Source organism: Bacillus cereus group sp. Bc031, assembly GCF_027716265.1.
Taxonomy (GTDB): Bacteria; Bacillota; Bacilli; order Bacillales; family Bacillaceae_G; genus Bacillus_A; species Bacillus_A paranthracis.
Window position 1 is genome coordinate 1 of record NZ_JAQFUL010000006.1, and the last position, 14,257, is coordinate 14,257.

Genomic DNA, 14,257 nt, shown 5'->3' on the forward strand with positions numbered 1-14,257 from the left:
CCCTGTTGAATACAGAAATCATCTTCTTGATGCCGCCTAACTTTTTTTAAAATGTCCTTTACAAAGGGTACGGATTAGAATCGGAAGGTTTCTTTTTATTTTTCTTTATTTGCTCTTTTTGATGGTCTTTGTCTAAGGAATTGAGATAGCATGTACAAAATATATAGTGGAATAGCAATGAATAAGAAAACAGAAAAATTACCGAACCCTGTTTGGTACATTGTGATAATGATGCCCACTAAAAATAGTGTAATAATGATGCTATATCGTGGAATTGGTACATCTTTTAAACTTGGGATACGAATGCGGCTCACCATTAAAAATGCGAACGTTACAAATACTGTAATAAGAACGATTTTTGGAATGGTATGTGAAAATAATGTTAAGAAAGCAACAAGCCCTCCCGCTGCTGTAATCGGTACCCCAGTGAAATATTTCATTGAAGTAGAAGATGGTGTTACATTAAATCGTGCTAAACGATATGCTCCGAAAAGAGGGAATAGCCCCGCTATGTATAGTCCGATGATTCCATAATTAGAGAAAGATGTGTAATACATGAGAACAGCAGGTGCTGCACCAAATGTTACGACATCCGCAAGCGAGTCAAGCTCTTTTCCCATTTGTGAATCAACACGTAATAAACGAGCAACACGCCCATCAAGACTATCTAACATCATCCCGATAAGTACTAAAATAGCAGCTGATTTATAATATCCTAAAGATGCATAGCCGATTGACAAGAATCCACTATATAAATTTCCGAGCGTAAATAAGTTTGGAATAGCTGCTCTATACAAAATCTGATCCCTTGCTTTCTGTAATAAATTCTTAATTAGTGTATGAAAGTTTACTTATTTTATCATACCATAAATTTCTTCTTCACACGAAAGAAATTCCCAATTTGTGAAAGATTTCATATCAGAATGATTTGAAAAATAAGTGAAAAAAGAAGGGGCTGTCTCATAAGTCTCTTTCGAAGTAAGATCACATGAAATTGAAAAGGCAGAAACGTTATAAAATTAACATTTCTGCCCTTCACTTTTTATTCGATTTTGGCTAAAAAGCACTTTTTGGGACAGCCTCTTCTTGTATTATTCAAAGTTCGTTATCATAGTTCCAGTTTTATACCGATTGTTAGGATCGAAACGTAACAAATCTCCATAAATGAGTTTGTCGGAAAGTTTCAATTCTGTTTTTGCTTTTTCAATATTCGGTTGACATAATGAGATGTCTGCTTCTTCACCTGTGTTTCGTTTATAGCACATGTTTTTTGTATACACATAATCTTCCGAAACGAAGCTACCATCACGCATTACCATAAGTGGATCTTCTTCTTTAATAAATAAGTCAGTTCCAAATTCAACTGATTTATTTGTTTTAATACCAAGTAAATGAAGTAGCGTTGGTTTAATATCAATTTGACCAGACACTTTAGAAATGACTTTTCCTTCTTGACCAGGTACATGAATAATGAGAGGGACGCGTTGTAATTGCATAGAATCAAATGGTGTAATAGCGTCTTTCCCAAGGAACTGAGCCATAGCTGCGTTATGGTTTTCAGAAATACCGTAATGATCTCCGTAAATGACAATAACAGAGTTGTCATACAGTCCTTCTGCTTTTAATTGTTTAATAAATTGTTTAAGAGCTTCATCCGTATAACGAACGGTTGGGAAGTAACGGTTTACAACGCCACTTTCCGAATTAAACTCATCAACATATTGATCTTCTGGATTTAGAAGAAATGGAAAATGATTTGTTAAAGTAATGAATTTTGTATAGAACGGCTGTGGTAAGGATTTTAACTTTGGAATAGATTGTTCAAAGAACTCTTTATCTTTTAATCCCCAACCGACAGACATTTGTTCTGTGCCTACGTAATCATTCAAATTAAAGTAACGATCATATCCAAGTGCAGGATACATTACATCACGATTCCAAAACGCTTTATCGTTTGAATGGAAGACAGCAGAAGAATATCCGTATTTTTTTAATTGTTCGGGTGTAGCTGTATATTCATTTGTTGCGTGAGTAAAGAATACAGAACCGCGATCTAACGGATAAAGTGAATTTTCAACGATAAATTCAGCATCAGAAGTTTTACCTTGTCCTGTTTGATGATAGAAGTTATCGAAATAAAAACTATCTTTAATAAATTCGTTTAAAAATGGAGTAATTTCTTTTCCATTTATTTTTTTATTAATAACAAAACTTTGTGTAGATTCCATTGAAATCAAAATGACATTTTTACCTTTTGCAGATCCAAATAAGTTCTTATCAACTTGCTTATCTTTTGAGTCTGTATAGTTTTTAATTTCAGAGAACCCGTCCCCACTTGCAAATACACGTTCAGCTGAAGATTTTGATTGCAGTGTAATATCAAATAGATGATATGTGTATAAACCTAAATTTTTCACGACAGTTTGACGATCGAATGAGCGTGAGAACATTTGTGGTTTATAAATAACAGAAACAACAATTTGTAGTGCTAATAGAGCTGTTACACCGCTAAAGAAAGTTCTCTTCTCAGAGCGAGAAAGCGGCGTTTTGTCGCAAAATGATGGGAATTTACGCGAAAGAAACATTAAGATGATCGCATCTGCGAATAACAGTAATGTTTTATACGTAAAGAGTTCTTTTATACTCGTCCCTAAATCAGCCATATTATTTGTTTGAAATAATACTGGGAACGTAACGAAATCGTTATAAAACCCATAAAACATTGCATTTCCAAATAAAATGAATGACAGTATAAAACTAATTCCAACTATAATGCGATTTCGGTGTTTAGATGCAAATAATGCAAAACCGAAAAATAAAAGTAACGCAGCTAGTGGATTCATAAAAAGCATAAATTCTTCAAAGAAATTATCAATTTTAATATCAAACGCTAGCTTGTACACAATATATGTTTTTATCCATAATAAAACGACTGCAACGAGTGCGAATCGCAGTTTTGGAAACAGACGTTGTAGCATAATATACTCCTCTCCTAAAAAGCATGACGGTTCTTGTGGGCCTATTTGATTAGCGCCTCATTTTATATATACGAACAGTCCTTTATTATTATGTTTATTATACTATGAGTATCATTATACGAAAATAAAAGAGAGTTGTGGACTTTTTTATAACAATTGAGTAGAAAAAGGGCAGTAGGAGACAATAAAATGGAGTGTCTATGTATGATTATTATCGTGCGCGGAAAGAATCGTGTAACAATACGGAGGTTATAATGCGAAAATTATTATATTTTATAGTATGCAGTAGTGTTATACTTTTGGCTTCACCAAGTGTGTCGGTAGCAGAGTATGATGCACCTCTTATGGAAGATGCCCTTTATTCTGTGTTATTTCCGAAAATAAATAAAGCAATCGAAAAACAATATGGGAGCTTGAAGCCTTATCAATGCCCGAAAATTATTAGTTTAAAAAAAGTGTATAGCGGTACATATTTATTTCAAGCGAGTATTGAAGTGACTAAGTATGAACGTGTTGCAGGGAAAATTGCGCCACCATTTGAGAAGGTAACGATTACATTTAATAACGAAGAAGGTGAATGGGAAGTGACAAAGGTTTCAGTAAAGCGCTTACCAAACGATACGAAACTAAACTGTCAAAAAGCAATATAAAAAATTGTTTGACAAATAAAATGGTCCTTTGGTATTGTTAATAGCAACAATTAGATGTTTGAAAATTAAATAGACTTACCTCATCTACTCTCAAAGGTAGAGGCCGCGATAGGAAAGAGTAAGCTATGGGAGATTTAATGGAATCTGTGATCATAGGTTGAAAGGGACTATTGCCGAAATATAAGAATAACCATCTTATTCATATATTGGGACTGCATTGAATAAATGTAGTACTGTCATAAGATTTATTTTATGGAGAGCTATTTGGAGATGTTGATGCGGTTTCTTATTTTGAGGAGATAACAACTCGTTTATTTTTTCAATATATATTTTTCCTAATAAGAAACGCGTGTGAACATTGTTCCGCGCGTTTTTTGTCTATCTAAAAGCGTGCTGCAATGAATAGAAGATTGGGGTTATGAGTTTTAGAGGAAATAAGGGAGGAATTCAAATGTATTTACACGGCACAAGCCGAATCAATGGGCAAGGACACTTAGAAATTGGAGGGTGCGACACGACGCAGCTAGCAAAACAATATGGAACACCACTTTATGTATACGATGAAGAGTCAATTCGAGGAAAGTGCCGCGCGTTTCATCGTGCTTTTAAAGAAAGTGGGTTCTCTTATCAAGTAGCATATGCAAGCAAGGCGTTCTTGTGCATGGAGATGTGCCGAGTAGCTCGTGAAGAGAATATGTCATTAGATGTTGTTTCTGGAGGAGAATTATATACTGCACTACAAGCAGGATTTCCTGCATCGCGCATTCATTTTCATGGCAATAACAAAACAGATGAAGAAATTGTGATGGCTCTTCAGGCGAATATTGGTTGTTTTGTCGTAGATAACTTCTTAGAATTAGAAATTTTGCATGATTTAGCAGTGCAACATGGGAAATTTGTGAACATATTAATTCGTGTAACGCCCGGAGTAGAGGCGCACACACATGAATATATTACAACAGGTCAAGATGATTCAAAATTTGGATTTGGCGTGTCAAATGGTCAAGCGATGCAGGCAATTGAGCTTGCTTTACAAAAATCAAATTATAACGTGTTAGGAATTCATTCACATATCGGATCACAAATATTTGAAACGGCTGGCTTTGTGCGAGCGATTGAAGTTCTTCGTCAATTTTTAGAAGCAGTGAGAGAGCGAACCAACTATGTAGTAAAAGTGCTAAATGTAGGGGGAGGATTCGGAATACGCTACACAGAGTCCGATACACCATTAACTCTTGAGACGTATGTGCGAGCTGTAACAAGTGCGGTGAGAGAACAATTTACGTTATGTAATTATCCATTGCCAGAAATATGGGTTGAACCAGGCCGTAGCATTGTAGGTGATGCTGGAACGACACTTTATACAGTCGGATCTGTGAAGGACATTCCGGGTATTCGGAAATATGTATCAGTGGATGGTGGGATGACTGATAATTTAAGACCTGCTTTATATAACGCTCGTTATGAAGCGATGTTAGCGAATCGAGGGAATGATGAGAACGAGGAAGTTGTTTCGATTGCAGGGAAATGCTGTGAGAGTGGAGATATGTTAATTTGGGATATTACTTTACCGAAAGTTGCCTCTGCCGATTTACTAGCGATTTCTTGTACAGGGGCATACGGGTACTCGATGGCGAATAATTATAATCGGATTCGTAGACCAGCTGTCGTCTTCGTGAAAGGCGGTACATCACAAATTGTTGTAGAGCGCGAAACATATGAAAATATTATTGGGAACGATCGCATACGTATTAAAGAACTTGTTTAAATGAGGAAAAAGGAGTTGTTCGGATGGGCAATTCCTTTTTTGTAAAATAAAATAATTAAAATATATCGGAAAACTAGGATTGAAAAAAATCAGAATTATGATAAAATACAAATACAAAGCTTATCAAGAGAAGCGGAGGGAACTGGCCCGGCGAAGCTCGGCAACCTGCTTATAGAAAGCAAGGTGCTAAATCCAGCAAAATGGAATCCATTTTGAAAGATAAGGTAAAATATATTACCGAACAGTCTTTTCGAAATGGGAAAGATTTTTTTTATGAATAAAAAAGGGGGGGCTGTTCGCGTGAGTGTACGGGAACATTTTGAGGAAGTATCTGAGAAAATTGAAGCGATGCTTGCTGATATGAAATATGGTTCAATTACAATTGTTGTGCAAGATGGAAAAGTCATTCAATTAGAGAAAAGTGAAAAAGTACGTTTAAAGTAAAAAGCGCTGACTAGAAAAACTAGAGGCGGTTTTAACCTATTTCATTAGGTTAAAACCGCCTTTTTGCTTTTACAGGGGGAAAAAACATGTTGACGTATGAAACGTGGGAAGAAAATGATGTTTTATTTTCAGAAGAAGATGAAACAAAAGGCGCGTTATCTGTATTGAGTTGGGCTTATAAAGAATATAAAAGTGAAATTGTATACGCATGTAGCTTCGGAGTGGAAGGGATGGTACTACTGCATCTTATTAACCAAGTAAATCCATCTGCTAAAGTTGTATTTTTGGATACAAATGTTCATTTTCAAGAAACGTATGAATTAATTCAAAAAGTACGAGAACGATTTCCTTCATTAAATATTATAGAAAAACAGCCAAAACTTACACTTGATGAACAAGCCAAATTGCATGGTAACAAGCTATGGGAAAGCAATCCTAATCTTTGTTGTAAGATTAGGAAAATTTCACCGTTAGAAGAATCATTAGCGAATGAAAAAGCGTGGATCTCGGGGTTGAGGAGGGAACAATCAGAAACGCGTAAGCATACAAAGTTTATAAATCAAGATCATCGCTTTCAATCTATTAAAGTTTGTCCGCTCATTCATTGGACGTGGAAAGAGGTATGGCGATATGTATACAAGCATAGCTTGTCGTATAACCCATTACATGATATTGGATATCCAAGTATTGGGTGTGAGAAGTGTACGTTGCCTGTAGGAGAGGGTGGCGATTCAAGAGATGGTAGATGGGCTGGGAAAGTGAAAACTGAATGTGGTCTTCATTATCAATAAGATGAATCTTGAAATAAAACTAAGAGGGGATATAGAACATGAGTACAGTAAACGAATTAGTAAACCGTGTAGACGAGACATATGACGTATTACAAATTGAAAAAGAAATTGGGCTAGATAACATTGCGTTAAGTGATTTAGAACTATTAGCAACAGGGGGATATAGCCCGCTTACTGGTTTTTTAGGAAAGAAAGATTATGATTCGGTTGTAGAAACGCTTCGTTTAGCTAATGGGAGCGTTTGGAGTATACCAATTACATTACCAGTAACAGAAGAAGTAGCAGAGACGCTAAAAGTTGGAGAGGAAGTAAAACTTGTTAACGGTGGAAGCGTATATGGTGTCATTCAAATAGAAGATATTTTTGTGCCTGATAAGGAAAAAGAAGCGTTACTAGTATATAAAACGACGGATGAGGCTCATCCGGGAGTGAAAAAATTATATGAACGACCGAATGTTTATGTCGGTGGGGCTATTGTTCTTACGAAACGCTTTGAAAATAATCCGTTTCCTTCTTATCATTTAGACCCAATTGAAACGAGAGAAGAATTTAAAAAACGTGGTTGGAAAACAGTAGTAGGATTTCAAACGAGGAACCCGGTGCATCGTGCCCATGAATACATTCAAAAATCTGCTCTTGAAATTGTAGATGGACTCTTTTTAAATCCACTCGTTGGGGAAACGAAGTCGGATGATATTCCAGCTGATGTAAGGATGGAAAGCTATGAAGTATTACTTCAAAACTATTATCCGAAAGATCGTGTCTTTTTAAGTGTATTTCCTGCGGCAATGCGTTACGCAGGACCGAGGGAAGCAATATTCCATGCGTTAGTTAGAAAGAATTTTGGATGTACCCACTTTATTGTAGGGCGCGATCATGCTGGGGTAGGAGATTATTACGGAACTTATGAAGCACAAGAAATTTTTACAAACTTTACAGTGGAAGAGTTAGGGATTACACCGTTATTTTTTGAACATAGTTTTTACTGTACGAAATGTGAAGCGATGGCTTCGACAAAAACATGCCCGCACGGAAAAGAAGATCATGTTATTTTATCGGGTACGAAAGTAAGAGAACTATTAAGAAACGGTGAGATTCCTCCAAGTACATTTAGTCGTAAAGAGGTAGTAGAGGTACTAATTAAAGGTTTGAAAAAAGAAGTAGTAACAGAATAGGGAGAGAATGAAATGGATACGAATATTACTTGGCATACAGCTTCTGTTTCAAAAGATGAGAGAAGAGTGAAGAATGGGCATCATAGTTTTGTAATTTGGTTTACTGGTTTATCAGCGTCGGGTAAATCTACAGTAGCAAACGCGGTTGCTCGTAAACTATTTGAAAAGAATATTGGAAACTATGTACTAGATGGAGATAATATACGCCACGGTTTAAATAAAGACTTAGGCTTTTCTGAAAGTGATCGTATGGAAAATATAAGACGGATTGGCGAAGTGGCGAAGTTATTTGTAGATCAAGGGACTGTTGTTCTTACAGCGTTTATTTCACCGTTTCGAGTAGACCGAAAACAAGTTAGAGATCTATTAGCTGCAGATGAATTTATAGAAGTGTTTGTAAAATGTCCAATTGAAGAGTGTGAGAAACGTGATCCGAAAGGGCTTTATAAAAAAGCAAGAAAAGGTGATATTAAAGACTTTACAGGTATCGATTCACCGTATGAGGAACCAGAGAAAGCGGAATTAATTGTACAAACGCACAAGTATTCTATTGAAGAATGTGCAGAACAAATCGTGAAATACTTACAAGAGCGTAGTTTTATATAGGGGGATAAAAAATGAGTTATGAAAAAGTATGGGCTAACAATGAAAAATTAAATCAAACTGAGAAAAATAAATTAAAAAAAGATGGATTGGAAATCTTTAATGATATTCCTTACTATGCAGAGAATGGCTTCGAATCTATTCCGAAAGAAGAGTGGGACGCATTCAAATGGGCAGGGTTGTATTTACAAAGACCGAAAGAAGCGGGTTATTTTATGATGCGCGTAAATATTCCTTCTGGAATTATTACGAATGCACAGGCAGAAGTGCTTGCTTCTATCGCTGAGGATTATGGACGTGACGTAATCGATATTACGACAAGACAGGCGATTCAGTTTCATTGGTTAGAAATTCATCAAATTCCAGATATTTTTAAAAGGTTAGCAAGAGTTGGGTTATCTTCAGCTGGGGCGTGTGGTGATATAACGCGTAATATTACGGGAAATCCACTTGCTGGCATTGATGCAAATGAATTATTTGATACAACACATATTGTGAAAGAGGTATATGACTACTTCCAACATAATGAAGAGTTTTCTAACTTACCACGTAAATTTAAAATGTCTATTAGTTCTAACATTTATAACGCAGCAAACGCAGAGATTAACTGTGTTGCATTTACACCTGCTACGAAAGAAATAGATGGTGAGAAAAAAGTTGGTTTTCATATAAAAGTAGGCGGTGGGTTATCGGCTCGTCCATATTTAGCTGATGAATTAGATGTATTCGTTTTGCCAGAAGAAGTCAAAGCGGTAGCGATTGCAATTGCTACGATATTCCGTGATTTTGGATATCGTGAAAAACGTCATTTAGCTCGTTTGAAATTTCTTGTTGCAGACTGGGGAGCAGAGAAGTTTAAAGAGAAACTAATAGAATATACAGGACCATTACAAAGTAAAGGAGAAAGTGCTCTTAAAGGCTGGAATGCGGGATACTTTTATGGTGTCCAAGATCAAAAACAAGAGGGACTAAAATATGTAGGTTTTAATGTGCCGGTAGGACGCCTACATGCAGAAGAAATGTTTGAGATTGCAAGAATTGCTAAACAATATGGAAATGGACAAATTCGTACATGTAATTCACAAAACTTCATTATTCCGAATGTTCCGCCAGAAAATGTACCTGGCTTGCTAAATGAGCCGTTGTTTGAAGCGATATCAGCAAATCCGAAATCGTTTATTGGTCACGCGGTTTCTTGTACTGGTATTGAATATTGCAATCTTGCTTTAGTAGAAACGAAAGAAAGGTTACGAAAAATTGCCGAATACTTAGATACGCAAATTGCACTCGATGTTCCGATTCGTATTCATATGGTAGGATGCCCGAATTCATGTGGTCAACGTCAAATTGCTGACATTGGATTACAAGGTGTAAAAATGAAAACGAAGGAAAAAGGAATTGTTGAAGCCTTTGAAATATATGTAGGTGGAACGTTGTTAGATGGTGGTGCTTATAATCAAAAGTTAAAAGGAAAAATAGATGGCGAGGATCTACCTGATGTACTCGCATCATTTATAAGTTACTTCAAAGAAAATAAATTACCAGCTGAAACGTTTTATGATTTTGTAGGCCGTGTTGGTGTAGAGACATTACAAACAGCGTTAAATAACGTGTTAGAAGAAGTAATAGCGTCTTAGGAGGGACAATATGGATTTATATCGATTTGAAGCTGTATTAGAGAATAGTATTGTTCCAATTGTTGTTGTTGCTGAAAGTGAAGAAAAGGCATTTAAGATGGCGGAGATTGAACTTGAAAAACATTTTTTACCGTTACCAGAAGTAAAGGAGATTGCTTTATTTGAAAAAAAGAAGATTCGAAAAAGCGCAGCCTTTGTTATTCATGAGTAAGGAACATTGAAATATGAAGAAATGAAAACTTCCATTCCTATATAAGGATGGAAGTTTCACTTTAATAGTAGAAATGAGGAGAGATGATGGGAAAAGTATATATCGTTGGAGCGGGCCCTGGTGATCCAGATTTAATTACTGTAAAAGGATTGAAATGCATTGAGAAAGCAGATGTTATTTTATACGACCGTCTCGTGAATAAAGAATTGCTTTCTTATGCAAAGCCTGAAGCGGATTTAATTTATTGCGGAAAACTACCAAATTATCACACGATGAAGCAAGAGACAATTAACACGTTTCTTATTAAATATGCGAAAAAAGGAAAAGTTGTAACGAGGCTAAAAGGTGGGGATCCATTTGTATTTGGTAGAGGAGGAGAAGAAGCTGAAGCGTTAGCAAAGCAAGGTGTACCGTTTGAAATCGTTCCTGGTATTTCAGCTGGAATAGCTGCTCCTGCTTATGCTGGTATTCCAGTGACACATCGTGATGCAAGTGCAAGTTTTGCTATTGTGACAGGGCATAGAAAAGAAGATGCTGAAGAGGAAGTGAAGTGGGAAAATTTAGTGAAAGGTGTAGAGACTTTAGCTGTATATATGGGGGTTAGCAATTTACCCTACATATGTGAGCAACTGATAAAGCATGGAAAAGATAAAAGTACGCCTGCTACTATTATTGAGCGGGGAACGACATCTATGCAGCGCACAGTTGTTGGGACGTTAGGAACAATTGTAGATGTTGCGAAAAAAGAACAAATCCAAAATCCAAGCATGATTGTAATTGGAGAAGTCGTCCGTTTTAGAGAAAAAATTCATTGGTTTGAGAAACAGACAGAAGGTACGTATCAAGTAAGTGGAGTGTTATAAAATGAAAGCCATCTTATATATATGTCATGGAAGTCGCTTGAAAGCAGCGAAAGAAGAAGCGGTTGCATTTATTACGTCATGTATGAACCGTGTAGAGGCAAGTATTCAAGAAATTTGTTTTTTAGAGTTAGCGAGTCCAACTATTGATGAAGGGTTCCGTACATGTGTGAAGCGTGGTGCTACAGAGATTATTGTTATTCCAGTTTTTTTATTAGCGGCAGGTCATGTGAAAAAAGATATTCCGTTTGAATTGGAAAAGTTAACTAATCAATTTTTGAATGTTAAAGTGACCTATGGTAATCCGTTTGGTGTATCAGAAACACTTGTTAAATCGGTGTATAGCGGAAGTGGCATTGAACAGGAAGATAAGAATGAAGTGACGTTACTTCTCGTTGCAAGAGGGAGCAGTGATCCTGAAGTACTAAAAGATATAAACTGGATCGCTTCTTTATTTCAAACGGAAGAGAAAATTAAAAAAGTAGAAGTTTGTTATTTAGCAGCTGCCGAGCCGAAATTTGAGGAGAAGTTAAAGGAAGTTGTAGAACGAAAAGAAAAGAATATCGTTGTACTGCCTTACTTGTTATTTACAGGTTTGCTTATGAAGCATATTGAAAAAGAAGTACGCCAATATGAGCTAGATGAGATAAAAATAAGTCCATATTTAGGGAAGAATGAAGCGTTTCAATATATGTTAATTCAGAAAACGAAGAAATTATTGAAGGGAGATCAATATGTATCCACTTACAGTGCGAGTTGAGAAGAAACGTGTTGTTGTCATTGGTGGAGGGAAAGTCGCGGGATTCAAAATTATTCCTTTACTCAAACAAGGTGCAGATATAGTCGTGGTAAGTCCTGAATTGGATGCAAATTTAGTGAAACTTGTAGAAGAAAAGAAAATTCGTTGGTATCAAAGGGAGTATGAAAAAAGTGATATTAAAGACGCCTTTTTAGTTGTTGCAGCGAGTAGTGATGCTGTATTGAATGAACAAATTGCTGAAGATGTCGCAGAGAATCAATTAGTAAATGTTATTACGAATCCGGAAAGTGGTAATGTTCATTTTCCGGCAGCGATTCATCGTGGATTACTGAATGTGGCTGTTTCTACTGGCGGAGCGAGCACAAAACTTGCAAAAAAAATTCGAGATGATATCGCAAATAAATATGATGAGACGTATGAATCGTATCTTGATTTTTTATACGAAGTTAGAATAAAGGTGAAAGAATTACAAATAGAGAAAAGAGAGAAAAATATATTGTTGCAAGAGGTATTGAAGTCGATATATGTTCAAAATGAACAAAAAAGAGAATTGTTTTTACAAGAATTAGAGAGAAGAGTTCATATAGGATAATGAGTAAATTGTACTTTACAACTATAAAAATATAATTTATAATCACAAGTAACTTCAATAGATGAAATCGATGAGCAAGAAGAGTATGTATATTTGATACGTTCAGAGAACTGGGGTAAGGTGTGAGCCCGGTACGATAAGATATACAGAATGGGCTTGCGAGAGGTATGTTGACATTGTAGTAGGCAACCCGGGTTCCGCCGTTAAAAGGATAGAGTATCGGAGTTTTTCCTGTACTTGAACAAGTGGGATTTATCAATCCAATTGAGGTGGTACCACGGTATTAACATTACATATATCGTCCTCTACATGCATATTTGCGTGTAGGGGACTTTTTTATTTTCTAAAGGAGGTGTGCGAGTATGAAATGAAAGTGTATAATTGATAAAAGTTTAAATATTCAGAAAAGGGGAATTTATGATGAAAGAAACACAGCAATGGACGTCGAAAATAGGCTTTGTACTCGCAGCAGCCGGAGCCGCAGTAGGTCTTGGTGCAATATGGAAATTTCCATATGTTGCAGGTAATGGCGGGGGAGGCGCATTCTTCCTTGTATTTTTACTATTAACTTTATTTATAGGTATGCCACTCCTTTTAGCTGAATTTGTTATTGGACGTAGTACGCAAAAAGAGGCAGTTACAGCGTATAAAGTATTGGTGCCAAATAGCAAGTTATATCCTTGGATTGGTCGTATGGGAGTTGTTACTTGTTTTAGTGTACTATCTTTTTATAGTGTTGTAGGTGGATGGATTTTACTTTACTTATACTATAGTGTGACAGGAAGTTTCTGGAATGGAGTGACTGATTATGGGCAATTATTCGGTGAGACGATTTCAAATCCAGTAAGCGCGATTGGAGCGCAATTTGTCTTTATGCTTTGTACGATTTTTGTTGTAAGTAAAGGTGTAGAGAAAGGGATAGAAAAAGCAAGTAAGTATATGATGCCGCTATTATTTATTTTGTTTATTGCAATTATTGTTCGTGCGTTAACACTGGATGGTGCTTTTGCTGGGGTAGAGTTCTTCTTAAAACCAGATTTTTCAAAGCTGACAGCAGATACGATTTTATACGCGATGGGACAATCATTCTTCTCGCTAACAGTTGGGGCCTCGGTAATGGTCACGTATAGTTCTTATTTGAAGAAAGAAGAACATTTAGCAAAATCAGCAACATCTATTGTAAGTTTAACTGTTTTTATTACAGTACTTGCAGGATTAGCGATTTTCCCAGCGATTTTCGCATTAGGTGTTAAGCCGACTGAAGGACCGGGGTTACTATTTATCGTCCTTCCAGCGGTATTTGCAAAAATACCATTTGGACAATTTTTCTTCATTATGTTTTTGGTGTTATTCTTCTTTGCAACGCTAACATCTGCGATTTCCATGCTTGAAATTGTAGTAGCATCTGTTGCGAAAGATAATGAGAAAAAGCGTCCGTCAGCATCATTATTAATTGGTATTCTAATTTTTGCGGTTGGAATTCCGTCAGCGTTATCGTTTGGTATTATGAGTGATGTGAAAATATTTGGGAAAACATTCTTTGACTTAGTCGACTTCTCAGTAAGTAACGTATTGCTGCCGTTAGGGGTACTAGCTATTTCGCTATTCGTACCAAATAAAATGAGTAAAGAAATGTTAATGAAAGAATTAGAAGTTACGGAAACGAAAGGGAAAACATTATTTAATATTTGGTTCTTCTTACTTCGTTATGTTATTCCAGTAACTGTAATTATTGTATTTTTAAATGTGATAGGTGTATTTAAAATGTTTACATAATAAAAAGACGGA

The 14,257-nt window shown here is 36.1% G+C and carries 14 protein-coding genes, 2 riboswitches and 1 other annotated feature; of the genes, 12 read left to right on the forward strand and 2 right to left on the reverse strand.

Going from position 1 to position 14,257, the window contains the following annotated elements; genetic code table 11:
- Nucleotides 1-95: 95 nt before the first annotated feature.
- Both pssA and PDQ33_RS03745 read right to left on the reverse strand, forming a co-directional pair.
- Nucleotides 96-797, reverse strand: a complete 702-nt coding sequence (gene pssA / locus PDQ33_RS03740; RefSeq protein ID WP_000285422.1) for a CDP-diacylglycerol--serine O-phosphatidyltransferase — start codon at nt 795-797, stop codon at nt 96-98.
- A gap of 294 nt (nt 798-1,091) precedes the next feature.
- The gene (locus tag PDQ33_RS03745; protein WP_000941733.1) at nt 1,092-2,978 is read right to left on the reverse strand and encodes an LTA synthase family protein; all 1,887 of its coding nucleotides are present in this window, start codon (nt 2,976-2,978) and stop codon (nt 1,092-1,094) included.
- A gap of 200 nt (nt 2,979-3,178) precedes the next feature.
- Here PDQ33_RS03745 and PDQ33_RS03750 point away from each other — a divergent pair, with 200 nt between their 5' ends.
- The 12 genes from PDQ33_RS03750 to PDQ33_RS03805 all read left to right on the forward strand — a co-directional run bounded on the left by PDQ33_RS03750 (nt 3,179) and on the right by PDQ33_RS03805 (nt 14,245).
- Nucleotides 3,179-3,628, forward strand: a complete 450-nt coding sequence (locus PDQ33_RS03750) for a DUF3888 domain-containing protein (RefSeq protein WP_270393911.1) — start codon at nt 3,179-3,181, stop codon at nt 3,626-3,628.
- 89 nt (nt 3,629-3,717) lie between these two features.
- Nucleotides 3,718-3,899: riboswitch (Lysine riboswitch) on the forward strand.
- 180 nt (nt 3,900-4,079) lie between these two features.
- Complete coding sequence (gene lysA / locus PDQ33_RS03755) at nt 4,080-5,396, forward strand: diaminopimelate decarboxylase (protein WP_000280639.1); 1,317 nt, start codon at nt 4,080-4,082, stop codon at nt 5,394-5,396.
- Nucleotides 5,397-5,513: 117 nt separating this feature from the next.
- Nucleotides 5,514-5,622, forward strand: a riboswitch (SAM riboswitch).
- 74 nt (nt 5,623-5,696) lie between these two features.
- Nucleotides 5,697-5,840, forward strand: a complete 144-nt coding sequence (locus tag PDQ33_RS03760) for a YezD family protein (RefSeq protein WP_000116161.1) — start codon at nt 5,697-5,699, stop codon at nt 5,838-5,840.
- An 86-nt stretch (nt 5,841-5,926) separates the two neighbouring features.
- Entirely contained in the window at nt 5,927-6,631 is a 705-nt protein-coding gene (gene cysH, locus PDQ33_RS03765; protein WP_270754873.1) for a phosphoadenylyl-sulfate reductase, read from the forward strand.
- 38 nt (nt 6,632-6,669) lie between these two features.
- Entirely contained in the window at nt 6,670-7,806 is a 1,137-nt protein-coding gene (sat, locus tag PDQ33_RS03770) for a sulfate adenylyltransferase (protein WP_270393907.1), read from the forward strand.
- Between the two features lie 12 nt (nt 7,807-7,818).
- Entirely contained in the window at nt 7,819-8,412 is a 594-nt protein-coding gene (gene cysC, locus PDQ33_RS03775) for an adenylyl-sulfate kinase (protein ID WP_000380508.1), read from the forward strand.
- A gap of 11 nt (nt 8,413-8,423) precedes the next feature.
- On the forward strand, nt 8,424-10,046 hold the full coding sequence (locus PDQ33_RS03780) for a nitrite/sulfite reductase (protein WP_270393905.1): 1,623 nt from the start codon (nt 8,424-8,426) through the stop codon (nt 10,044-10,046).
- A 10-nt stretch (nt 10,047-10,056) separates the two neighbouring features.
- Nucleotides 10,057-10,257: a DUF3906 family protein gene (locus tag PDQ33_RS03785; RefSeq protein WP_000366909.1), complete on the forward strand. Its 201-nt coding sequence runs from the start codon at nt 10,057-10,059 to the stop codon at nt 10,255-10,257.
- 86 nt (nt 10,258-10,343) lie between these two features.
- Nucleotides 10,344-11,120 carry a uroporphyrinogen-III C-methyltransferase gene (cobA, locus tag PDQ33_RS03790; protein ID WP_270393903.1) on the forward strand — a complete coding sequence of 259 codons (777 nt, stop codon included), beginning with the start codon at nt 10,344-10,346 and terminating at the stop codon, nt 11,118-11,120.
- Nucleotide 11,121: 1 nt separating this feature from the next.
- Nucleotides 11,122-11,877, forward strand: a complete 756-nt coding sequence (locus PDQ33_RS03795; RefSeq protein ID WP_000644366.1) for a sirohydrochlorin chelatase — start codon at nt 11,122-11,124, stop codon at nt 11,875-11,877.
- A complete protein-coding gene (locus tag PDQ33_RS03800; protein WP_270393899.1) occupies nt 11,852-12,469 on the forward strand; it encodes an NAD(P)-binding protein in 618 nt (205 codons plus the stop codon). Before PDQ33_RS03795 ends, PDQ33_RS03800 begins: the two co-directional genes overlap by 26 nt.
- 61 nt (nt 12,470-12,530) lie before the next feature.
- Nucleotides 12,531-12,778, forward strand: a binding site (T-box leader).
- Nucleotides 12,779-12,889: 111 nt separating this feature from the next.
- On the forward strand, nt 12,890-14,245 hold the full coding sequence (locus PDQ33_RS03805) for a sodium-dependent transporter (protein ID WP_139264492.1): 1,356 nt from the start codon (nt 12,890-12,892) through the stop codon (nt 14,243-14,245).
- The last annotated feature ends 12 nt before the right edge of the window (nt 14,246-14,257 follow it).

Excerpts from the sequence above, each read along its gene's own strand:
- PDQ33_RS03745 (WP_000941733.1), bottom strand. The coding sequence starts at position 2,978 with ATGCTACAACGTCTGTTTCCAAAACTGCGATTCGCACTCGTTGCAGTC.
- PDQ33_RS03750 (WP_270393911.1), top strand. The coding sequence starts at position 3,179 with ATGTATGATTATTATCGTGCGCGGAAAGAATCGTGTAACAATACGGAG.
- lysA (WP_000280639.1), top strand. The coding sequence starts at position 4,080 with ATGTATTTACACGGCACAAGCCGAATCAATGGGCAAGGACACTTAGAA.
- cysH (WP_270754873.1), top strand. The coding sequence starts at position 5,927 with ATGTTGACGTATGAAACGTGGGAAGAAAATGATGTTTTATTTTCAGAA.
- sat (WP_270393907.1), top strand. The coding sequence starts at position 6,670 with ATGAGTACAGTAAACGAATTAGTAAACCGTGTAGACGAGACATATGAC.
- cysC (WP_000380508.1), top strand. The coding sequence starts at position 7,819 with ATGGATACGAATATTACTTGGCATACAGCTTCTGTTTCAAAAGATGAG.
- PDQ33_RS03780 (WP_270393905.1), top strand. The coding sequence starts at position 8,424 with ATGAGTTATGAAAAAGTATGGGCTAACAATGAAAAATTAAATCAAACT.
- PDQ33_RS03785 (WP_000366909.1), top strand. The coding sequence starts at position 10,057 with ATGGATTTATATCGATTTGAAGCTGTATTAGAGAATAGTATTGTTCCA.
- cobA (WP_270393903.1), top strand. The coding sequence starts at position 10,344 with ATGGGAAAAGTATATATCGTTGGAGCGGGCCCTGGTGATCCAGATTTA.
- PDQ33_RS03795 (WP_000644366.1), top strand. The coding sequence starts at position 11,122 with ATGAAAGCCATCTTATATATATGTCATGGAAGTCGCTTGAAAGCAGCG.
- PDQ33_RS03800 (WP_270393899.1), top strand. The coding sequence starts at position 11,852 with ATGTATCCACTTACAGTGCGAGTTGAGAAGAAACGTGTTGTTGTCATT.
- PDQ33_RS03805 (WP_139264492.1), top strand. The coding sequence starts at position 12,890 with ATGAAAGAAACACAGCAATGGACGTCGAAAATAGGCTTTGTACTCGCA.